This window comes from Prosthecodimorpha hirschii (assembly GCF_001305515.1).
GTDB classification, from domain to species: Bacteria; Pseudomonadota; Alphaproteobacteria; order Rhizobiales; family Ancalomicrobiaceae; genus Prosthecodimorpha; species Prosthecodimorpha hirschii.
Genome location: NZ_LJYW01000001.1, coordinates 802,171 through 824,000 on the forward strand (window position 1 = coordinate 802,171; position 21,830 = coordinate 824,000).

Below are 21,830 nucleotides of genomic sequence, written 5' to 3' on the forward strand. Positions count from 1 at the left end.
CATGTCTTCACGACCGCCTCCCTTGTCCCGTCAAGACTATCGCCCGGCCGTCCCGGCAGCAACCCGCACGTGCCGCCCGCGCCGGGGCGGCGCCATGGCCCAGCGCTTGACGAATTCGGCGAGCGTCAGATAGGCGACCACCAGCACGGCGAGGGTCGCAAGCAGGGTCGGCGGCAGGGGGACGAAGCCGAAGGGCGCGCCGAGCGGGGTCAGCGCGAGAAGGAGCGCCACGGCGAGCGCGCCGAGCGAGGTGGCGACCAGCACCCGGTGCGGCCGGCTGGTCCAGGCCGGCGCCGCGGTGCGGATGACGAAGATGACCAGGATCTGGGTGGTCATGGATTCGGCAAACCAGGCGGTGCGGAACACGGCCGGCTCGGCCGAGAAGACCAGCGCCAAGAGCGCGAAGGTCAGGAGATCGAACACCGAGGAGAGCGGCCCCATGACCAGCGTGAAGCGCAGGATGTCGGCCATGTCCCAGCCGTGCGGGCGCGCGGTCTCCTGCGGATCGGCCCGGTCGAACGGGATGCCGACCTCGGAGAGGTCGTAGAGCAGGTTGTTGATCAGCACCTGCACGGGCGTCAGCGGCAGGAACGGGATCGCCAGCGAGGCGATCGCCATCGACAGCATGTTGCCGAAATTCGACGACGTGCCCATGCGGACATATTTCATGATGTTGGCATAGGTCCGCCGCCCCTCCTCGATGCCGTCGGCGAGCACGCCGAGATCGGGCGCGAGCAGGATCATGTCGGCCGCCGCGCGCGCCACGTCGGTCGCACCGTCGACCGAGATGCCGACATCGGCCGCCTTGAGGGCCGGCGCGTCGTTGATGCCGTCGCCGATGAAGCCGACCCGGTGGCCGCGCGCCTTGAGCGCCCGAATGATGCGCAGCTTCTGGTCCGGCGAGACGCGCGCGAAGAGATCGACCGAACCGACCCGATGCGCCAGCGCGCTGTCGGTCATCGCCTCAATCTCGTGGCCGGTGAGGAGGCCGCGATGCGGCAGGCCGAGGGTCGCGACCAGATGCTGGACGACCGGCGCGGCATCGCCGGAGATCACCTTGACATGCACGCCGGCCGCCTTCAGCCGCAGGACGGCCGCGGCTGCCGACGCCTTGGGCGGGTCGACGAAGACGCACCAGCCGGCGAAGACGAGCTCCGCCTCCCCGGCCTCGTCGAGCGTCTCCTGTCCGGCCGCCGGACGCCAGCCGACCGCCAGCAGCCGCATCCCCTCCCCGGCGCGCGCCGCCTCGAAGACCTCCAGCCGCGCCGCCGCCGCAGCATCGAGCGGCGCGAGCGTGCCGTCCGCGTTCTCGATGCGGGTCGCGCGCGCACGCACCTCCTCCGGCGCCCCCTTCACGATCACGATCCGCTCGCCGTCCCGCTCCGCCAGGACGGTGACCCGCCGGCGCTCGAAATCGAACGGGATGTCGGCGATGCGCGCCCAGCCGGCTGCGGCCGCCCCGCCCGAGCCGGCCAGGATCGCCTCGTCGAGCGGGCTGCGGATGCCGGTGCCCAGCGCCGCATTGGCGGCCGCCAGCATCAGGACGCGGCCGCTCTCGCTCCCGTCGGCGCCCGGATGGCCGGTCAGCGCGATGCGCGCCTCGGTCAGCGTGCCGGTCTTGTCGGTGGCGAGCACGTCCATCGAGCCGAGGTCGTGGATCGAGCCGAGCCGCTTCACCACCACCTTGCGTTCGGCCATCCGCAACGCGCCGCGCGACAGCGACACGGTGACGATCATCGGCAGCAGTTCCGGCGTCAGCCCGACCGCCAGCGCGACCGCGAACAGGAAGGATTCGACCACCGGCCGGTGCGAGACCAGATGCGCCAGGAGGACGCCGAGAACCAGGAACACGGTCAGCCGGACGATCAGGACGCCGAGCCGGTGCAACCCGACCTCGAAGGCGGTCGGCACCTCAGCCGCCTCAAGGGCGGCCGCGATGCCGCCGAAGCGGGTCGCGGCGCCGGTCCGCAGCACCAGCATGGTGGCCGAGCCGCTGACCAGGCCGGTGCCGCCGAAGAGGGCGTCCGTGGCATCCGCGGCATCGGTCGCCCCGCTCGGGCCGGGCCGCTTGTCGACCGGCAGGGGCTCGCCGGTCAGAAGCGCCTCGTCGGCGCGCGCGCCATGGGCGGCGAGCACGATCCCGTCGGCCGGGACCAGATCGCCGGCCTCCAGACGGACCACGTCGCCCGGCACCAGCCGGTCGACCGGGACCCGGACGACGGCCCCGTCGCGCAGGACGTCGGCATGGATCGCGACCGACCTCCTGAGCGCCTCCGCGGTTTTCTCGGCGCGATGTTCCTGGACCACGTCGAGGGTGATCGACGCGGCGACGATGGCCAGGATGATGACGAAGCTCGGCCACTCCCCGGTCGCGCCCGACACGGCCGCCGCGGTCAGCAGGATCGCGACCATCGGCTCGGCCAGCCGCCGCAGGATCTTGGCGGGAATGCTGCGCCGGCGCTCCGCCGCAACCTCGTTCGGCCCGAACCGCGCCAACCGCTCGGCCGCCTCCGCCGCCGTCAGCCCCTCCGCACGCGACCCGACGGCCGCAAAGGCCGGCCCGGGTCCGTCCTGCCAGAAATGATCGGCATCATGCCCGATCGAAGTGGGTTGCGGCACCTTGGTCTCCTTGGAACGCGTCGCCAGCATGCCCTGCGGCTCCGGTTCCGACCTTGATATGGCGCAGTGCCCTCACCTTCGGCTGTCAGAGATGGGAGACCCTGCCGACGACATCCACCACCACATCGAGACCGGAACAGCTGTCCGGGATGGACTTGGCGGCGCGCTTGTCGGAGACGGCGACATAAAGCGCGTAGGTGCCCGGCTCTCGGCCGGCCCCGACACCGATGCCATTCACGCCGCGGACCGACGAGAGCGCATTCGCAAGCTCGCTTTGAGCCGCGATGGCTCGGTCCATTCCAGTGAGTTCGGACATGGCATCACCCCGATACGATTTCGAGATCCAGAGCGGTCAGGATTGGCTCCATCGGCGACGCATAGACGAGACCCGACCCGAAGCTACCACCGGATGACGTCACCGCGAAGAGCAGGCCTGCGGCCCGGCACTCTTCGTCCACAATGACGCTCCCACTGTCTCCCGGCAAGGCGAAGGGCGCCACCGAACGGCTTTCGATCAGAACCTGACCGTCAAATCGGGCGTATTTATTGCCGTAGGGCACGTTGACATTGTACACATTGACCTGTCTGACCCGCCCAAAAGTCAAACCGGTGCTCCGCCCCACCTTCACGACATGTGCCCCGGGCAAGAGGCTACTGGAGGCACCATCCGGAATGGCTCCATAGCGGCGGCCGCCCGTGTCCATCAAGGCGATCGGATCGAAATCCGGCTGGCGCGCCAGATGCCTGGCCCAAGCGGCATCGAAGCCATTGATCGTATTTCCGAAGGTGATCGGCACGAACCCGGCGAGGGTGGCCACCGTATCGGCTTGCTGACCGCCATCGAGAGGGCCGGGCTGGAAGATCGGCTCCCCGACCTTCGCCCGGTTGGAATTCGCCAGCACATGATTGTTCGACAGGAAACCCGGTCGCCCCCCTGCCTTCGAACGCACGAAACACCCGAGCGTTCCCGCCGACACATCCGGATGGCCGACACTGCAACCGATCCTGAGCGGATTGCACTGCGTCAGATGCCAGCCGGTCGCGGGCCGAACACGGCCGCCGACGACCACCTCGAATTCGCCGTGACTGCGGCTGGCGATTTCATCGATGACGGGAGAACCGAGGTCTCGGGCGGACTGCACCGTGATGCCGATGCCGTAGCTGCGCCTGCCGCCCTGATCAAAAATACCGATCCCAATCGCAAAGCCCGGCGCCAGGACGGTGTTTCGGAAGGGCGAGCGGCGATCGTCCGCGGCAACACCATGAACTGTGGCCGGTAGCGCGGTCTCGTCTGCCGCCGGGAGAAAATCCGCCACCAACTCCTTGTGCAGTTCCGTTGCACTCTCCCATCGCATCCGTTCTCCCCCCGTCACCTTTCGGAAGGCAGTATGCGGCAGGGTTGCGGACCCCTCAACATAAAATTGCCGCCCGTGCGTGACGCACGGGCGGCGATTGTCTTCAGCCCGAGGACTGGCTTTCGCGATCTCAGTTCCGGGTCTTGTCGACCAGGGCCTTCTGCTTGATCCAGGGCATCATGCCGCGCAGCTTCACGCCGACCTCTTCGATCGGGTGGGCGTCGTTCAGGCGGCGGGTGGCCTTGAACTTGGGCTGGCCGGCCTTGCACTCGCGGATCCACTCGGTGGTGAAGGCACCGGACTGGATGTCCTTGAGCACGCGGCGCATCTCGGCGCGGGTCTCGTCGGTGATGATGCGCGGGCCGGTGACATACTCGCCGAACTCGGCGGTGTTCGAGATCGAGTAGTTCATGTTGGCGATGCCGCCCTCATAGATGAGGTCGACGATCAGCTTCACCTCGTGCAGGCACTCGAAATAGGCCATCTCGGGGGCGTAGCCCGCCTCGACCAGCGTCTCGAAGCCGGCGCGGATCAGCTCGACCAGGCCGCCGCAGAGCACGACCTGCTCGCCGAACAGGTCGGTCTCGCACTCTTCCTTGAAGGTCGTCTCGATGACGCCCGAACGGCCGCCGCCGACGCCGCAGGCATAGGACAGCGCCAGATCGTGGGCGTTGCCGGAGGCGTCCTGATGGATCGCGATCAGGCAGGGCACGCCGCCGCCGCGCTGATACTCGGAGCGCACGGTGTGGCCCGGCCCCTTCGGGGCGATCATGATCACGTCGACCGTGGACTTCGCCTCGATCAGGTTGAAATGCACGTTGAGGCCGTGCGCGAAGGCGATCGCGGCGCCGTCGCGGATGTTCGGGGCGATGTGGTCGTTGTAGATGTCGGCCTGCAGCTCGTCCGGGGCGCACATCATGATCAGGTCGGCCCAGGCGGCGGCATCGGCCACCGACTTCACGGTCAGGCCGTCGGCCTCGACCTTCTTGACCGTGGCCGAGCCAAGCTTCAGCGCGATCGTGACTTCCGCGACGCCGCTGTCCTTCAGGTTCAGGGCATGGGCGCGGCCCTGGCTGCCGTAGCCGACGATGGCCACCTTCTTGCCCTTGATCAGATTGATGTCGGCATCACGATCGTAATAGACGCGCATGGAAGCGTTCCCCCCGGTTCGGGTGTTGTCGGCTGGACTGATCTCGCCCGGTCGCGGTGAGGCGCGGGGCGTGAAAATCGTGGAGCGGTTTAGCGGGAGAGACCCCGGAGGGCAACCGTCCGAACGCCTGGAAGGGCGCGGAATCCGGTCGCAGACGCCGAAAACGCCGTCGCGTGGGCCAGCCATGCCGCCCAAGCATGCGTGGGACGGCATATCGCTGCACTGCAGCGAAAAACGCAGACCTCGCCACCGTCACGCCGGTCCGGGCCTGCATGCGGCCCGCGAGCCGCCGCAGTCCCGGCCGGTCACCGCTCAGCGCAGGATTTCGTAGAGCTGGAAGCCGTTGCCGTCATGGACCAGCGACAGGAGGTCGGGATCCGGATTGGCCCGGCCGCGTTCGGTGAACAGCACCAGGACGAAGTCGTGCTTCTCCTGCCAGCGATCCCAATAGTGGCCGGTCGCAGCCCCTTCGACCATGGTGGCGGCGATCAGCTGGCTGATATTCGGCGGCGTGCCGTCCTCGGTGTCGACGCGGTCCTCATAGGGCGAGCGCACGCGCAGGATCTGCTTGCCCGGCACGGTGAACTCGGTCGAGACCAGGGCCGAGCGCTCGATCACGGCGGTGCTGGCCAGATGGCTGATCGCATCCTGCTCGCGCTGGCTGAGCTGCGGCTCGTCCGCATAGGCGACGATGAACTTCTGGCCGCGGTCGAGACCCTGGACGACCGCGCGGAATTCGTCATGCGCCTTGGCCAGATGCAGCCACTGGGCGGTCACGTCGCCGACCCGGATGGTCGAGATCGCCAGGACCAGGAAGACGAACGCGCGCGCCACGGCCGGCTGGCCGAGACGGATGCTGCCGAAGCCGATCAGCGTGAGCAGCATCGCCACCGGCAGGCGCTGGTCGGCCATGTAGGAGCCGAACAGAACGGTCGGCAGCGCCAGGAAGACGGCGCAGCTGACGACAGCGAACACCGCCGCCGCCGGATGGAAGCTGATCAGCGAACGCCGCACCGCCCAGGCCAGCGCGGCGGCGCAGACCGCCAGCACGGCAATGTCGATCGGGTCCGAATAGGCGCGGAAGATCATGGTGATCGAATCGAGCTTGCCCTGCGCGCTCCACTCGTATTCGGCCGCCAGACCCCAGGTGGCGCTCGCCAGCAGGAGCGGCACGATCGGCAGCGCCGGCACGGCCAGCGCGGCGAAATCGAGCGCCAGCCGGCGGTCGACCTTCAGCCCGCGGCGATACCAGAGCCAGAGCTCGTAGGAACCGATGGCCAGCCCGTAGAGCCCGACCGCGCACAGATGGCACAGGAAGGTCAGCGCCACGACGGCGCCCGACACCGCCATGCGCAGCAGGATCGACCGCTCGCGCAGCACGATCCAGGCGGCCAGACCCCACATGGCGAAGCCGGCGCCCATCAGGTAGTTCATCAGGCCGACCAGGAAGACCTGATTGTAGAGGATCAGGAAGGCGACCAGCGGCCACGGCTCGAAGCGCCGGTTGAGCGCCCAGCTGATCGCCATCGGCCCGGAGGCGAGCATGAACATGGTCAGCGCGACGAAGATCTGGCCCGACGTGTAGATGTCGAACACCCGTGCCAGCCGCGGCACGACCAGATCCATCGCCAGGTTGGGCAGGAGCTGCCAGTCGACGGCATAGAAGGCGGACAGGAACCGGTCGGACCCTCCGACCGCCATGACATGCATGCGGGCGAGATGGTTGATGTAGTCGTTGAGCGGCGCGACCTTGACGGCGAAGATCGGCACGCAGACCGTCGCGAACAGGAGAGCGAAGACAAGTCCGACACTCGGCGCGGCAGCGCGGACGCGCGCGCCGATGGCGCTTGCGCGAAACAAAATCGATTCGCTCATGATTGGAAAGGATCGCTGTTCGGGAAAGCCAGTCCGCAGCCGAAGCACTGCGAACACCCCGTTTATACCGTTTCCAGCCTGTCAGGCGGCTGACCGGACAGCGACTTTTTCATGAAATATCCAAGGGTGTAGAAAGAATGCGACGGTCCCGGCGCACGTCCGGGACCTCGCCTTTCGGCATTGCGGTAACGCGTCGCCGGCAGGCCGCGCCGGCCCGCCGGGCGGTACCGGGATCAGGTCCGTTCCGGGCCGCGACGGATGGCGGCGACGCCGGTGCGCGACACCTCGACCAGGCCGAGCGGCACCATGATGGTGACGAACTGGTCGATCTTGTCGCCCTTGCCGGTGATCTCGAAGATGAAGCTCTCGGTGGTGGCGTCCATCACGCGGGCATTGAAGGCCTCCGCCAGGCGCAGCGCCTCGACGCGCATCTCGCCGGTGCCGCGCACCTTGATCAGCGCCAGTTCGCGCTCCAGCGCCGGGCCGGACACGGTCAGGTCGATCACCCGGTGCACCGGCACCATGCGGTCGAGCTGGTTCTTGATCTGGGTGATCACCATCGGGGTGCCGGTGGTGACGATGGTGATGCGCGAGAGATGCTTCTCGTGCTCGGTCTCCGAGACCGTCAGGCTGTCGATGTTGTAGCCGCGGCCCGAGAACAGGCCGATCACCCGGGCGAGGACGCCGGGCTCGTTGTCGACGAGGACCGAAAGGGTGTGCCTCTCGGTGGTCTTCGGCGCGTCGTCAAGGAAATAGGCCGAATGGGACTGCCCGGGCGTGGTCATGGCGTTCATATCCGTGGCTCATTGGCTGGTGCCCGTCCCGTGCCGATCGAAGCGATCCGCAACGGGTCAGGGCCGAACGAAGGAAACGGGAGCGTTGCAGGTTCGACGGCCGGGCGTCAGACCAGCATCTTGCCTTCGGCGCCGATCGCCTGGCCGATGTCGTCGTCCGACACCTCCTCGCCGAGCAGCATCTCGTTATGCGCCTTGCCCGAGGGGATCATCGGGAAGCAGTTGGCGAGGCTGGCCACGCGGCAGTCGAACAGGACCGGCTTGCGGACCGCGATCATCTCCTCGATCTTGTCGTCCAGTTCGTCCGGCCGGTCGGCCCGGATGCCGACGCCGCCATAGGCCTCGGCGAGCTTGACGAAGTCCGGCATCGCCTCGGTGTAGCTGTGCGACAGGCGGTTGCCGTGCAGCAGCTGCTGCCACTGCCGGACCATGCCCATATACTGGTTGTTGAGGATGAAGATCTTGATCGGCGCCTCGTATTGCACCGCCGAGGACAGCTCCTGGATGGTCATCTGCACCGAGGCATCGCCGGCGATGTCGATGACCAGCGAGTCCGGATGGGCGATCTGCACGCCGAGCGCGGCCGGCAGGCCGTAGCCCATGGTGCCGAGGCCGCCCGAGGTCAGCCAGCGGTTCGGCTCGTCGAAGCCGAAATACTGCGCCGCCCACATCTGGTGCTGACCGACTTCGGTGGTGATGTAGGTGTCGTGCTTGCGCGTCAGCTGATAGAGCCGCTCGATCGCGTATTGCGGCATGATCACGTCGCGGTTCTTGCGATAGGCGAGGCACTTCTTGGCGCGCCAGCGGTCGATCTCGCCCCACCAGGCGGCATGGGCGGCGGCATCGCGCACCGGCTTCGCCTCCTTCCACATCGCCACCATGGCGGCGAGCACGCGCGCCACGTCGCCGATGATCGGCACGTCGACACGGATGTTCTTGTTGATCGAGGACGGATCGATGTCGATGTGGATCTTTTTCGAATTCGGCGAGAAGGCATCGGTGCGGCCGGTGATGCGGTCGTCGAAGCGCGCGCCGATGCAGACCATCACGTCGCAGTCGTGCATGGCCAGATTGGCCTCGTAGGTGCCGTGCATGCCGAGCATGCCGAGCCAGTTCTTGCCCGTCGCCGGATAGGCGCCGAGGCCCATCAGGGTCGAGGTGATCGGAAAGCCTGTCAGCTCGACCAACTCGCGCAGCAGCCGGGTCGCCTCGGGGCCGGAATTGATCACGCCGCCGCCGGTATAGAGGATCGGCTTCTTGGCGCCGGCCATCAGCCGCACCGCCTCGCGCATGGCGCGCTCGTCGCCCTCGACGCGCGGCTGGTACTGGGTCTGCCGGGCGCCCTTCAGATTCTCGTAGAGGCCGGACTTGAACTGGATGTCCTTCGGGATGTCGACCACGACCGGGCCGGGCCGGCCGGTCTCGGCGATCCGGAACGCCTCGTGCAGGATGCGAGGCAGGTCCTCGATGCGCTTGACCAGCCAGTTGTGCTTGGTGCACGGCCGGGTGATGCCGACCGTGTCGCATTCCTGAAAGGCATCGTTGCCGATCAGATGCGTCGGCACCTGCCCGGTGATGCAGACCATCGGGATGGAATCCATCAAGGCGTCGGTGAGCGGCGTGACCATGTTGGTCGCGCCGGGGCCGGAGGTGACCAGCGCCACGCCGACCTTGCCGGTCGAGCGGGCATAGCCTTCGGCCGCATGGCCGGCGCCCTGCTCGTGGCGGACCAGGATATGCTGCACCTTGTCCTGCTGGAACAGCTCGTCATAGATCGGGAGTACGGCGCCGCCGGGATAGCCGAAGATGTGCTCGACGCCCTGGTCGATCAGGGCCTGAACCACCATTTCCGCACCGGTCATTTCCCGTGTCATCGGTCTTCCCTTTCACGTCTCGGGCCTCTCTCGGGCCTTCGTTCGAGTGTCTTTCGGTCGATGAAAAAAGGGGAACCGTTTCGTAGGGGCCCCGTTCGCTGCGCGCGAACCTGCCGTGACGGGTCAGTGCCCCGTCCCGCTCGCGCGCTCCCTAAGTACGATAATGGTCCGCAGCGACATGACGCGCGTTTCCCTGATCTGGTCGATGGGCGCGGACCCTACGCCTCGATGGCGGTGCGGTCAAGCGCCAACGCGCCGCCTTTGTCGCGAACCGCAACCGCCCGGCGACGGACGAGGCCGTGGCCGGGCGGCGCAGGGAACCGTCGCTCAGCCGGCGATGCCGCGGAGCGGATTGGTCAGGCTGTCCATCGGGAAGCGCTGGCGGCCCTGCATCTGCACGAAGGCATTGGTCAACGCATCGAAGCGTTCCTGGCCGGTCTTGGTCGGATCCGCGAAGGTGTCGCGAACCATGCCGGTCTCGGGGAATTGCGGTTCGAGATTGAGCTCGAACGGCGAGCCCATCGCGAAGTAGCGGTCGAAGACCAGCTGGCCGAGCATCTTCATGCGCTCGTCGGAGGCGGTGCCGATGAGGTTGAGCGGCAGTTGCCCCAGCGGCTTGACGCGGTCGTCCGGCGGGCTCAGCGCCTTGCGCAGATCTTCCAGGTCGCGCGGCGTGACTTCGCCGTTGCCGGCGATCCGCGACAGGCAGGCCAGCGCCATGGCGGAACCGAAATTGTCCTGGTTCGTCTTGGCGCCGAAATGCGACCAGAATTCCGGGCTGCTGCAGACCTCGAAATGCTTGTCGAAGAAGTCGATCATCTTCTCGCCGTCGGTCCCGGTGCCCTTGAAGGGATCGTCGAAGAACGGGTCTTCGAGCGCCGTCGTGGCATCCTGCGGGCGGCCGGGGCTGCGCTGCGGGCCCTTCGGTTCGTCGCGCAGGCCCGAGACCTCCAGGGAGCCGATGATCACGCGGTCCTTCTCGGCATTGTTCTGCAGCACCGTGTCGCGCAGCGCCGCAACCAGATCGCCGGAATTCAGGACGGCATTCTCGGTGAACCGGTCCATGAACGGGGTCGGGCCGGTGCCGTTGATGTGCGGCGTCTCGTAGCCGCGCCCCTCCAGCCGGTCCTTGACCATGGCGGCCAGCTCGGTGACCACGCCGCCCATGTCGTTGACCTTGCCGCAGGCCTGCATGATCTCCATCGCGCCCGGGTCGTTCATGTCGTCGACCTTGGACATCACATAGGCGGAGCCGTTCTGCCCGAGATCCTGGACCAGGGAGGGATTGTTCTGCAGGGTCCGATAGAGGCGGAACAGCTGCATGTCGGACATGTCGTCCAGCTTGTCGCCGAACTGGACCTGAACCTCCTGCCGCAAACCGTCGCGCGACGCGTCCTGCTGGAACGGGTTGTGGCCGATCCATTCGGCGAGCGCCAGATAGACCAGCCCCTCGTTCGGCTTGCTGCGGGTCAGCTCGTGCAGGACGTTGTCGGTCGCCTCGTGGCCATTGGTGACGGCGAGCGGGGTCGGCGTGCTGACGCGGCTGCCGAACAGCGAGGTGAAGAAGTGCTTCACGTCCATCCAGGCGGTCTTCAGCGCGCTGGTCGCCCGCGGCTGGGCCTGACCGACCTCGGCCTGATGCTGGCCCATCGGGACGACACCGTCCTGGTCCTGCGGCACCTGGCCGATGCCGATGCCGATCGGCTGTTGCACGGGCGGGGGTTGGTTGTGGACCGGGCCGGCCATGTCGATCTCCTGTTGATCGTCGCGTAAAGCCGCGATCGCGCGGCTGTCTTGTCTGTCGAATTCCGTCTCGTTGCTGTCGGGCTCTCGCCGCCGACAATCGAACCAGCCGGTGTGTGACATCGATACTAGCGGCGCTCGCGCACCCCGCTGTGCCGAATGAGACACGAAGCACCGAAGACCCGCGCGGGCTTGAAAGGGAGCGGGCCGGACCAGATCGGCCGAGGGGGGCCGGCGCGCCGTGGCGGCGACGGGCGGACCCGGCCGCCATGGCGGCAGCATCGGACGGACCGGGACCTTCCGTCCGGGTCCCCGGCCGGCAGCCAGGATCGCGCTATGGCGTCGGCGCGCGGGTCAGACGCGCAGGAAGCTCTCGCCGGCGCCGAAAGCCGGCGCGTCTGCTGCGGGCGCGGCTCTCATCTGCCGGATCCGTTCGATCCAGGCCTTGGCATGGGTGACGAAATCCTCGATCGCCGCGGCGAATTCGGCATAGTCGGTCTTGCTCATGTCGAGGCGGCGCGTGAGCAGGATCTCGCCGAGATGGCTGTCGATGCCGATCACCGAGGCGCCCGTCCCGCGCCCGAACAGATTGCCTTCGAGCAGGCTGCGCATCAGCGCCTCGCCGCCCGATGTCGGCAGGATGCCGATGCCGGTGTGCAGATAGGCGACCGACCCTTCGACCGCCTCGATATCGACCGGTAGCTTGCCGTCGAAGACCAGCCGGCAGGCGCCGTCGCCGTCGAGCTTCAAAGGCAGGCCGATCTGACGGCCGAGTTGTTGGACCGCATCCGCAAGCTGCATGGTTTCCTCCCTGTCGCGGGACGCCTGTCCCGCATGCTGTCGTCCGGCACGCCCCCCGCACCGCGGCGCCGGCGTCCGATGGCTTCGAAAGGGCGTCCGTCGCCCTTGTCCACAGGCCGACACCTTCGGCCCGCCCGACGTCCCGGCCGGTTCGCCTTTGCCGGCCTGTCCGCCCGCAATGGCCGCTGGCCGCGCCGAGCGCACCCTCTCCCAGGCTCCACCCTATCGATCCGGCGGACGATCCGGAGTGCCAAACGAGACAGAGCAGGCGGGCTCGCCCCATAGGGGAGCGCTGTGACGCCCCGCCCCGCAGCCGCCGCCCTGCACAGTCCCCGCCCCTCAGCAGGACCGTCCCACGGCACGCCACCGACCGATCCGCCGGACGGGACGGCCGCCCGCCGGGTCAGGCTGCCGCCGAGGCGGCGCGCCGCGGCCAATCGGCCATCTGGTTGCGGAACCAGGTTTCCTGGCGCTTGGCATATTGCCGGCTTTCCGCCTGGCCGCACCGGATCGCCTCGTCGAGCCCGATCTCGCCCCGAACCGCCGCGATCAGGGGCTTGACGCCGATCGCCCGCATCGCCGGCAGGTCCGGATCGAGCCCGAGCGCATCGAGCGCCGCCGCCTCGTCGAGGGCGCCGGCCGCAACCATCGCCTCGAAGCGACGGTCGATGCGCCGATGCAGTTCCGCACGGTCGATGGCGAGCACGATCCGCTCGATGCCGGGCCCCTCGAGGAGCGGCGGCAGGCCCGGGGCGGCCTGCCAGGCGGCCAGCGAGCGGCCGGTCGCGTCGATCACCTCCAGGGCGCGCAGGATGCGCTGCGCGTCGCCCGGCCGGAGGCGGGCGGCTCCGTCCGGATCGCGGCGGGCGAGTTCGGCATGCAGCGCCGCCGCCGGTTCGTTCAGCCCGCGCTGGCGCCAGTGCGTGCGAACCTCCTGCGGAATCTCAGGAACCGCCGACAGGCCTTCGGTCAGACAGCGGAAATAGAGCCCGGTCCCGCCGACCACCACGGCCGGCCGGCCGCCGGCTTCGAGTTCGGCGAGCGTGCCGGCCATGTCGGCGCGCCACTGGGCGACCGAGTATCCGGCCGCGGCCGCGACATGGCCGTAGAGCCGGTGTGGGACCCGCGCCTCGTCGGCGGGCGTCGGCCGCGCGGTCACGATGCTGAGTTCGCGATAGACCTGCATGGAATCGGCATTGACCACGGCGCCGCCGATCCGCTCTGCGACCGCCATGGCCAGGGCCGACTTGCCGCTGGCGGTCGGGCCTGCGATAAGGACCGCGCGCGGCCGGCCTTCCGTCATGCCGCCCATTCCGCCTTCCGCCCCCTGCAGCCGGCCGAGGCGCCCGCCCGTCGGGCCGCTCGACGCCGGCTCCTGCTTATCCCCGGACGATGACCCACGTTGCAACCCTGATCTCGTCGCCCGCCGCGCCGGCCCTCACCCCGGACGCGATCGCCGCCGCACGCGACCGGCTCGGCCCCGGCGAAACCGTTCTCCTCGCCCCGGGCGTCGCCGCCGACCTGCACTTCGCACCCGTCGCCGGGAGCGACGGAGAAGCGGACCTGCGCGCCGCGCTGGCCGGGCTGCCGCTCGACATCGTCGTCCAGCCGGTCGAAGGCCGGCGCAAGCGCCTGCTGATCGCCGACATGGATTCGACCATGATCGGTCAGGAATGCATCGACGAACTGGCCGCCGAGATCGGCATCAAGGATCATGTCGCGGCGATCACCGAGCGGGCCATGCGCGGCGAACTCGCCTTCGAGCCGGCCTTGCGCGAGCGTGTCGGCCTGCTCGCCGGGATCGATGCCGGCGTGGTCGAGCGGATCATCGGCACGCGCATCACGCTGACGCCGGGCGGTCGCGAACTGGTGCGCACGATGCGGGCGCACGGCGCCTATACGGCGCTGGTCTCCGGCGGCTTCACGGTGTTCACCGGGCCGATCGCCGGCAAGATCGGCTTCGACGAGAATCGCGCCAACACGCTGCTGGCCGAGGACGGCCGCCTGGTCGGACGGGTCGCCGAGCCGATCCTCGGCGCCGACGCCAAGCTCGCCTCCTTGCATGAAATTGCGACCGCGCGGGCCATCCCGTTGGCCCTGACGCTGGCCGTCGGCGACGGCGCCAACGACCTGCCGATGCTGCAGGCCGCCGGCCTCGGCGTGGCCTATCGGGCCAAGCCCAAGGTCGCCGCCGCGGCCGCGGCGCGCATCGAGCATGCCGACCTGACCGCCCTCCTCTACCTGCAGGGCTACCGCCACTCGGACTTCGTCGCGGCCTGAGCGCGACGGGCGGTCACGGCAGGGCGGCGAGAAAAGCCTCCAGGACGCGGCTGGAATTGGCCGCCGCCAGCCCCAGGAAGGTCATGATCTCGTTCTCGCCCGGCCCGCCGCCGGCGAGATCGGACAATGAGCGGATGGCGATGAAGCCGACCCCGTTGGCGCGGGCGACATGCGCGACGGCCGCGCTCTCCATGTCCAGCACCGAGGCCTGGAAGGTGGTCTGGGTCCAGGCCCGGAAGGCGGCATTGTCGACGAAGGCCTGACCGGAGACGCCGTTGCCGCCGATCACCAGCCGCGGCGTGCGATCGAGGCAGGCCGAGGCCGCCGTGCAGCGCTCCAGGGTGAGGCCCTCCGCGGCGCGGCGCATCACCGCCAGGGCCTCGGCATCGACCGGAAACCACAGGCGCGTCTCGGCCGTGCCGTCCGGCAGGACCACGCCGACGGGATGAGGGAAGATCATGCCGAAATTCGGCAAGTCGTTCGGGAAGAGCGGCGGCGGACTGTATCCGCCGGGCGGGCTGTAGCCGCCGGCGCCCCCCGCCCCGCCTGCCCGCTCGCGGGCGAAGGACGCCTCCAGATACTGCGCCCATTGCGCGGCCACGACCACGTCGCCGATCCCGAGCGCCGGGTCGACCCCGCCGGCAATGCCGGAGAAGACCACGAGGCGCGGCGCGTAGCGGTCGATCGCGCGCTGCGCGTTCATCGCGGCATTGACCATGCTGATGCCGGTCGTCACCACCACGACGGCCTTGCCGCCGAGCCGCCCTTCCAGCACCGGCAGCCCCCCGAGCCGGCTGTCGCGCGGCTCCGCAACGCGCGCCCGGATCGCCGCCACCTCCGGCGCATAGGCCGACAGGACCAAGACCGGCGCCGGTTCGGCGGCGAGCGCCGTGCCGATCGCCCATAGAAGGCAGAACGCCGCCATCAGAAACCGCATCCAAGCTCCTCCTCGCCCCATGATATCGGCCCGCCAGAAGCACCGGATCGCAGCGCCGTCCCGCACGACTGCATGACCATCACGGCCGGCCCGTCGCGTCGTCCTTGTCGAGACAGCGTAAGCGGACCCGGCCGTTCTCGGTCTTCAGGTCGATGATCGCCGGACCCTTGCCGATCAGCTTGCGGGCGCGCCTCAGGACCGGGGCGAGCTTATCGCGCACGGTCGCCTCCGGTTCGGCGAAGACGACCGTGTCGTCGGCGAGGAAATAGCCGGTCGAGCGGCGCAGTTCGAGGGCGGTGACGCGCAGGCCCTTGTAGGTCGCGTCGGCGACCGGCACGACCAGGCGGGCGAGATCGGACGCCTTCTCGCGCTGCACGGTGAGGCTCGGCCTTCCGAAGGCCCCGGCGAGCTCCGGAGGGACCTCGCCGCCGGCCGTGATGGTCCAGCGGCCGGCCTTGTCGTTGGTCATGACGGTGTCGGCCCAGAGACCGAAGTCGTGCCCCTCGCGGCAGCCATCCTCGAAACCGATCAGGAAGGCGTCGAGAACGGCCGGCCCGGCCGCGGCCCGGGTCGCGCTCAGCGCAATCCCCGCCAGCGCGAAACCGGGCACGGCGACCGTCAAAAAGCTGGCTGTCGGAAGCCCAAGCACCGGAAGGCCGACCACCGGAAGGCCGGCCAACGGCAGCCCGATTGCCGAAACGGCTGCCGCCATCGCAGCCGCGATGGCGGTCCGCACCCGGCCAGGCGGCCGGATCGGGTCAGGCGACCGGATCGGGACGGGCGGCCGGATCGGGACGGGCGGCCGGATCGGGACGGGCGCGACGGCGGGCCTGCCGGATCGCGCGCCGTCCATCGCGTCAGTCCACCTGGACGGTGACGAAGCGCATCTCGCCGTCCGGGTTGGACAGCAGGAACAGCGCCCGCTTGCGGCCGTCCTTCTTCAGGGCCTCGACCCGCTTGACCACGTCGTCGGCCGACTTGACCTCTTCCTGACCGACTTCGAGGATCACGTCGCCGGCGACGATGCGCTTCTCGGCGGCCGGCGAATCCGGGGTCACCTCGGTGACGACGACGCCCTTGGTGACCTTGTCCTTGTTCAGCTTGAAGCGGTCGCGGTTGGCCGCGTCGAGATCGGCGAGGCCGAGGCCGAGGGCGCGCGAGATGACCGGCTGCACGGTCGGTGCGGTGGTCCCCTTGCCGGCCGCCGCCTTCTCGCGCTCGATCTTCTCGCCCTCCTCCAGGCGGCCGAGCCGGACCTTGAGGGTCTCCTCCTTGCCCTTGCGCAGCACGACCACGTCGACCTCCTTGGAGATCGCCGAATCCGCCACCATGCGCGGCAGTTCGCGCACGCCCGGAACCGTGCGGCCGTCGAATTTCAGGATCACGTCGCCGGCCTGGATGCCGGCCGCCTCGGCGGGACCCTTCTCGGTCACGCCGGCGACCAGCGCGCCCTTGACGTCCTTCAGCCCGAGGCTTTCGGCGATGTCCTCGGTCACGCCCTGGATGCGCACGCCGAGCCAGCCGCGCCGGGTCTCGCGATAGGTGCGCAGCTGCTCGACGACCGCGGCGGCGCCGTTCGACGGGATCGAGAAGCCGATGCCGATCGAGCCGCCCGAGGGCGAGATGATCGCCGTGTTGATGCCGATCACCTCGCCGTCCATGTTGAACAGCGGGCCGCCCGAATTGCCGCGGTTGATGGCCGCGTCGGTCTGGATGAAGTTGTCGTAGGGGCCCGAATTGATGTCGCGGTTGCGCGCCGAGACGATGCCGACCGTCACGGTGCCGCCGAGGCCGAACGGATTGCCGATCGCCATCACCCAGTCGCCGACGCGGGCCTTGTCGCTGTTGCCGAACTTGACCGCCTTCAAGGGCTTGGTCGGCTTGACGCGCAGGACGGCGATGTCGGTCTTCTGGTCCTTGCCGATCAGCTCCGCCTTGAGCTTGGTGCCGTCGGGGAAATTGGCGGTGATCTCGTCGGCCCCGTCGATGACGTGGTTGTTGGTGACGATGATGCCGTCGGCGTCGATGACGAAGCCGGAGCCCAGCGACTGGACCTTGCGCGGCTCGCGTTCACGGTTCTTCTGCTGCTTGTTGAAGAACTCGTCGAAGAACTCCTGGAAGGGCGAACCCTCGGGTGCCTTCGGGGTCGGCACCGGCGGGGTCGCCCGCTCGGCGCTGGCGGTCTGCGAGGTCGAGATGTTGACGACCGCGTCGAGCAGGCCCTCGGCCAGATCGGCGACCGAGTCCGGCCCCTTGCCGGGCGCTGCCGCGACCGGCCCGGTGGAGACCACAAGCGGGGCCAGGACGAGCGGGGCGAGAACGAGACCCAGCGCCGCAGTGGCAGCGAAGGTCCTCTTGAGGACGCCCAGACGTTGAGTTCCGTTCAGCATGGATCGCCTACTGTTGCGTGGTCCCAGGACACCGGCGCCACACGACATGGCGCCGTCGCCGGCTACCAACCGATCGATCAGCATCAAATCTCAAATGGGGCGGAAAATCGACCGCTCCGGACAGATAGCGATCATACGCCGCCGCCGGCCAGACGGACCAGGGCCACGATCACAACCCCGAGAGCGAGCGCGCCGACGCCCATCAGGCGGAAAACCGGGTCCGGCAGGCCGAGCGCACGCGCCATCATGGCCTTGGCGACGCGGGGAAAGGCCGCATAAAGCGTGCCTTCGATCGCAAGACCGAGACCGAGGGCGATCAGGAAGAGGCTCATGGCGCTGTTCGATCCGGCCAGTGGGACATGCGGGGGGACATGCAGGGTGAGGACATGCAGGGGGGATGACCTGCAGAAAGACGGGCCGTCGTCGTAAGCGCGCCGACGCCGTCGAAACGGCGAGGGCCCGTCCGAGACGGGCCCTCCTGTCATGCGGGACCGAAGGCCGGCCGTGGGATGCGGCGGCCGTCGGCGATCACTGCGCCGCAGCCGGGGCGGCGGCCGGCGCGGGAGCGGTGCCGACGGGCCGGCCCTTCGGATCCGCGAAGTAGCGGAAGAAGTCCGAATTGGGCGAGATGACCAGCCGGGTGTCGCCCGCCTTCAGGCCCTGCTCGTAGGCCTGCATGGAGCGGTAGAAGGCGAAGAATTCCGGATCGCGGCCGAAGGCTTCGGCGAAGACCCGGTTGCGCTGGGCGTCGCCCTCACCGCGCAGGCGCTCCGAATCGCGCCGCGCCTCGGCCAGGATGATCTCCTTGTCGGCGTCGGACTTGGACCGGATGCGCTGGCTTTCCTCCGCACCGCGCGCCCGCAGTTCGGTGGCTTCGCGCTGGCGCTCGGTCTTCATGCGCTGGAAGATCGCCTGGCTGTTCTGGGCCGGCAGGTCGGCGCGCCGGATGCGCACGTCGATGATGTCGACGCCGATCGTCTTCGCCTGGATGTCGACCGCTTCCTTGATCTTGTCCATCAGCTGGGCGCGGTCGTCGCGCACCACCGACGAGAAGGTCGCATCGGCGAGCACCGCGCGCAGCGCCGAGGAGGTGAAGGTGTTCAGGCGCTGCGCGCCGCCCTGCACCGTTCGCACCGTCTGGTAGAACTGCACCGGATCGGCGATCCGATAGCGCGCGAAGGCGTCGACGATCAGCCGCTTCTGGTCGGAGGCGATGACCTCCTGGCTCTCCATGTCGAGATCCAGGATGCGGCGGTCGAGATACTCGACATTCTGGATGAAGGGCACCTTGAAGTAGAGGCCAGACTCCGTGATCGCGCGCTTGACCTGGCCGAACTGGAGCACGAGCGCCTGCCGCGTCGGGTCGACCACGAAGGCGGACGTGCCGGCGGCGATGGCCGCGCCCACCGCGACCGCGATGGCGATACCGAACAATCCGTTCTTCACGGCTGGCCTCCCGTGCGCGGGGTGCCGCCCGGGGCGGCGCGGTTGACGCGGTCGAGCGGCAGGTAGGGCACGACGCCCTGCGCATTGCCGGACTGGTCGAGAATGACCTTGTCCATGCCGCCGAAGACGCGCTCCATGGTTTCGAGATAGAGACGCTCGCGCGTGATCTGCGGCGCCTTGGCGTATTCGTCATAGACCTTGACGAAGCGGTCGGCCTGGCCGCGCGCATCCTCGACGGTCTGGCGCAGATAGGCCTGGGCGGCGTTGATGATCTTGGCGCCCTCGCCGCGCGCTTCCGGCACGATCCGGTTGGCGTAGGAATGGGCTTCGTTCTGCAGCCGCTCCGCGTCGATGCGTGCGGCCTGCACGTCGCGGAAGGCGTCGATGACGTCCGCCGGCGGGTCGACCTTCTGCATCTGCACGAGCCGGATTTCGACGCCCGACTTGTAGTCGTCCAGCGTCTTCTGCATCAGTTCGCGCACCGAAATTTCGATGCGGCGCCGGTCCTCGGTCAGGATCGGCTGGATGTTGCTGCGGCCGATCACCTCGCGCATGGCGCTCTCGGCGACCGCCTTGACGGTGTCTTGGGGATTTTGGATCGCGAACAGGAAGGCGGCCGCATCCTTGACCGCCCACTGCACCTTGAAGTCGACATCGACGAGATTCTCGTCGGCGGTCAGCATCAGGCTTTCCTCGGGAACGTCGCGCACCGTGATGCCGCGGCCGGTATCGGTCTCTCTCAAGCCGACCGTCGTTTCGCGGACGCTCAGCACCTTGGGCGTATAGACCGACCCAATCGGATAGGGGAAATTATAGTTCAGACCCGGGCTGGTGCGCGAGGTGACCTTGCCGAGCACCAGCTCGACGCCGGTCTCGTCCGGTTCCACGCGATAGAAGCCGGTCACCAGCCAGAGGACGAGCGCGCCGGCCGCCACCAGGGCGATGCCCTTGCCGCCGAACCCGCCGCCGCCACCGCCGCCCGGGAGAATGCTCTTCAGCCGGTCCTGGCTCTTGCGCAGCAGATCCTCGAGGTCCGGCGGCTGTCCGCCGCCGCCCGAGGGGCCGCGCGGCGGCGAGCCCCAGGGACCGCCGCCCCCGCCGCCACCGCCGCCTCGCCAACCGCCACCACCGCTCTGGTTACTCCAAGGCATGTGTCGTCCTGTCTCTTCGATCGCCCGCCCCGACGGATCATCCGTCGCGGCGCGGGCTGTTCAGTCGGCGAAGCCGCCGGTTCGCGACCGGCATGCGGGTTATAGGGGTGCGAGCCCGCTCTTTCAACGAAACCGCGCTTCATCCCTAACGTCCGGCTTGCGCCGCCGGGAACGCCACGCGTCGGACCCCCCTTTAGATGGCGCTCCGGCCCCCTGATACCAGGGCAAAGGCGCCGCGTTCAGAGGGACCCGCCGCACGCCGCGATGCCCTGACGGCACGACAGGTGGGGTGCCGCACCCAACCTGTCAACCTTGTCATGTTCGGAATATCGGTTTGAATTCACGCCGGTTCGGCGCGCGCGGGCCGATCGCGGCGCCGGTAGGTGACGAAGGCGAAGCCGGCATCGTCGCGCGGCCCAGGCTCGCCCGGCACCCGGTCCGTCTCCTGCCAGACGGACGGATCGATCGCCGGAAAATGCACCGCCCCCTCGGGCGCAAGGTCGACCTCGGTCAGGTGCAGCACATCGGCGCACGGCATGGCCTCGGCATAGATCTGCCCGCCGCCGGTTACCATGACGGCATCGACGCCGTCGCGGATCGCGATGGCGCGTCCGAGCTTCAGCGCCGCCGCGAGCGAGGCCGCGACCTCGACACCCGCGACCGCGAAGGCCGGGTCGCGGGTGATGACGATATTGGTCCGGCCGTCGAGCGGCTTGCCGATGGATTGGAAGGTGCGCCGCCCCATCAGGATCGGCCGCCCCATGGTCAGGCGACGGAAATGCCGGAGGTCGGACGAGAGCCGCCAGGGCAGATCGTTGTCGCGCCCGATCACGCCATTGCGGGCGACCGCCGCGACAAGGGCGATCTCCGGCGCGCCCGGCTCCGGGTCACGGCCGTCCGTCGCGCTCACCGCGCCCCTCCCCCGAGCCGCGCCAGCGCCGCGCCGCTGACCTGATACATAGTCCACTCGTCCTTCGGCTCCGCGCCGAGCGAGCGATAGAAGGCGATCGACGGCGCGTTCCAGTCGAGCACCGACCATTCGAACCGGGCCAGCCCCTCCGCGACGCAGCGCGCCGCGAGCCGTTCGAGCAGCGTCCGCCCGATGCCGAGGCCGCGGAATTTCGGCTCGACGAACAGATCCTCCAGATAGATGCCGTGCCGGCCGCGGAAGGTGGAGAAATTGTAGAACCACAGCGCGAAGCCGGCCGGCTCGCCGTCCCGGAAGGCCAGATCGCAGAAAGCCTTCGGATCGGGCCGGAACAGGGCGTCGGCGATGCCCTCCGCCGTGGCGTCGACCTCGTGCGTCAGGTTCTCATATTCGGCGAGCTTCATGACGAAGTCGAAGACAAGGCCGGCATCGTCGGGTGTCGCGGGGCGGATCAGGGTCGGCATCGGGCAGTCTCTCCGGAACGGGT

19 protein-coding genes are annotated in these 21,830 nt (G+C 68.8%); 1 reads left to right on the forward strand and 18 read right to left on the reverse strand.

Features of this window, described 5'->3' with window-relative positions:
- Positions 1-36: 36 nt before the first annotated feature.
- The 10 genes from mgtA to miaA form a co-directional block, all read right to left on the reverse strand.
- Positions 37-2,649, reverse strand: coding sequence for a magnesium-translocating P-type ATPase (gene mgtA, locus ABB55_RS03415; protein ID WP_083463315.1), 2,613 nt, complete (start codon positions 2,647-2,649; stop codon positions 37-39).
- A gap of 55 nt (positions 2,650-2,704) precedes the next feature.
- Positions 2,705-2,935 carry a hypothetical protein gene (locus ABB55_RS03420; protein ID WP_152981909.1) on the reverse strand — a complete coding sequence of 77 codons (231 nt, stop codon included), beginning with the start codon at positions 2,933-2,935 and terminating at the stop codon, positions 2,705-2,707.
- A gap of 4 nt (positions 2,936-2,939) precedes the next feature.
- The gene (locus ABB55_RS03425; protein WP_054357558.1) at positions 2,940-3,974 is read right to left on the reverse strand and encodes a Nal1-like putative serine protease; all 1,035 of its coding nucleotides are present in this window, start codon (positions 3,972-3,974) and stop codon (positions 2,940-2,942) included.
- A gap of 130 nt (positions 3,975-4,104) precedes the next feature.
- On the reverse strand, positions 4,105-5,124 hold the full coding sequence (gene ilvC / locus ABB55_RS03430; RefSeq protein WP_054357559.1) for a ketol-acid reductoisomerase: 1,020 nt from the start codon (positions 5,122-5,124) through the stop codon (positions 4,105-4,107).
- A 312-nt stretch (positions 5,125-5,436) separates the two neighbouring features.
- Positions 5,437-6,999 carry a hypothetical protein gene (locus ABB55_RS03435; RefSeq protein ID WP_054357560.1) on the reverse strand — a complete coding sequence of 521 codons (1,563 nt, stop codon included), beginning with the start codon at positions 6,997-6,999 and terminating at the stop codon, positions 5,437-5,439.
- A 233-nt stretch (positions 7,000-7,232) separates the two neighbouring features.
- Positions 7,233-7,784, reverse strand: coding sequence for an acetolactate synthase small subunit (gene ilvN / locus ABB55_RS03440; protein WP_140941615.1), 552 nt, complete (start codon positions 7,782-7,784; stop codon positions 7,233-7,235).
- 116 nt (positions 7,785-7,900) lie between these two features.
- Positions 7,901-9,655: an acetolactate synthase 3 large subunit gene (locus tag ABB55_RS03445; RefSeq protein WP_054357562.1), complete on the reverse strand. Its 1,755-nt coding sequence runs from the start codon at positions 9,653-9,655 to the stop codon at positions 7,901-7,903.
- Positions 9,656-9,994: 339 nt separating this feature from the next.
- Entirely contained in the window at positions 9,995-11,413 is a 1,419-nt protein-coding gene (locus ABB55_RS03450; RefSeq protein ID WP_054357563.1) for a hypothetical protein, read from the reverse strand.
- A 351-nt stretch (positions 11,414-11,764) separates the two neighbouring features.
- Positions 11,765-12,211: a type III secretion system chaperone gene (locus ABB55_RS03455; RefSeq protein WP_054357564.1), complete on the reverse strand. Its 447-nt coding sequence runs from the start codon at positions 12,209-12,211 to the stop codon at positions 11,765-11,767.
- Between the two features lie 403 nt (positions 12,212-12,614).
- Positions 12,615-13,523: a tRNA (adenosine(37)-N6)-dimethylallyltransferase MiaA gene (gene miaA, locus ABB55_RS03460; protein ID WP_338053643.1), complete on the reverse strand. Its 909-nt coding sequence runs from the start codon at positions 13,521-13,523 to the stop codon at positions 12,615-12,617.
- A gap of 80 nt (positions 13,524-13,603) precedes the next feature.
- On the opposite strand from miaA, the gene serB reads away from it, so the two are divergent.
- Positions 13,604-14,491 (forward strand): phosphoserine phosphatase SerB, encoded by an 888-nt coding sequence (gene serB, locus ABB55_RS03465; protein ID WP_054357565.1) that lies wholly within the window; start codon positions 13,604-13,606, stop codon positions 14,489-14,491.
- Positions 14,492-14,504: 13 nt separating this feature from the next.
- Here the strand turns inward: serB and ABB55_RS03470 are convergent, their stop codons facing one another.
- The 8 genes from ABB55_RS03470 to ABB55_RS03505 form a co-directional block, all read right to left on the reverse strand.
- Positions 14,505-15,428, reverse strand: a complete 924-nt coding sequence (locus tag ABB55_RS03470; protein WP_083463316.1) for a 5'-methylthioadenosine/S-adenosylhomocysteine nucleosidase — start codon at positions 15,426-15,428, stop codon at positions 14,505-14,507.
- A 79-nt stretch (positions 15,429-15,507) separates the two neighbouring features.
- Positions 15,508-16,050 carry a hypothetical protein gene (locus ABB55_RS03475; protein ID WP_152981910.1) on the reverse strand — a complete coding sequence of 181 codons (543 nt, stop codon included), beginning with the start codon at positions 16,048-16,050 and terminating at the stop codon, positions 15,508-15,510.
- Between the two features lie 235 nt (positions 16,051-16,285).
- Positions 16,286-17,818 (reverse strand): DegQ family serine endoprotease, encoded by a 1,533-nt coding sequence (locus ABB55_RS03480; protein WP_054357567.1) that lies wholly within the window; start codon positions 17,816-17,818, stop codon positions 16,286-16,288.
- Positions 17,819-17,949: 131 nt separating this feature from the next.
- Positions 17,950-18,150: a DUF2065 domain-containing protein gene (locus ABB55_RS03485; RefSeq protein WP_054357568.1), complete on the reverse strand. Its 201-nt coding sequence runs from the start codon at positions 18,148-18,150 to the stop codon at positions 17,950-17,952.
- Between the two features lie 196 nt (positions 18,151-18,346).
- Positions 18,347-19,264: a protease modulator HflC gene (hflC, locus tag ABB55_RS03490; protein WP_054357569.1), complete on the reverse strand. Its 918-nt coding sequence runs from the start codon at positions 19,262-19,264 to the stop codon at positions 18,347-18,349.
- A complete protein-coding gene (gene hflK, locus ABB55_RS03495; RefSeq protein ID WP_054357570.1) occupies positions 19,261-20,415 on the reverse strand; it encodes an FtsH protease activity modulator HflK in 1,155 nt (384 codons plus the stop codon). The genes hflC and hflK overlap by 4 nt, the downstream gene beginning before the upstream one ends.
- Positions 20,416-20,755: 340 nt before the next feature.
- On the reverse strand, positions 20,756-21,325 hold the full coding sequence (locus tag ABB55_RS03500) for a dihydrofolate reductase (RefSeq protein WP_083463317.1): 570 nt from the start codon (positions 21,323-21,325) through the stop codon (positions 20,756-20,758).
- The gene (locus tag ABB55_RS03505; RefSeq protein WP_054357571.1) at positions 21,322-21,807 is read right to left on the reverse strand and encodes a GNAT family N-acetyltransferase; all 486 of its coding nucleotides are present in this window, start codon (positions 21,805-21,807) and stop codon (positions 21,322-21,324) included. Before ABB55_RS03505 ends, ABB55_RS03500 begins: the two co-directional genes overlap by 4 nt.
- Positions 21,808-21,830 lie beyond the last annotated feature (23 nt).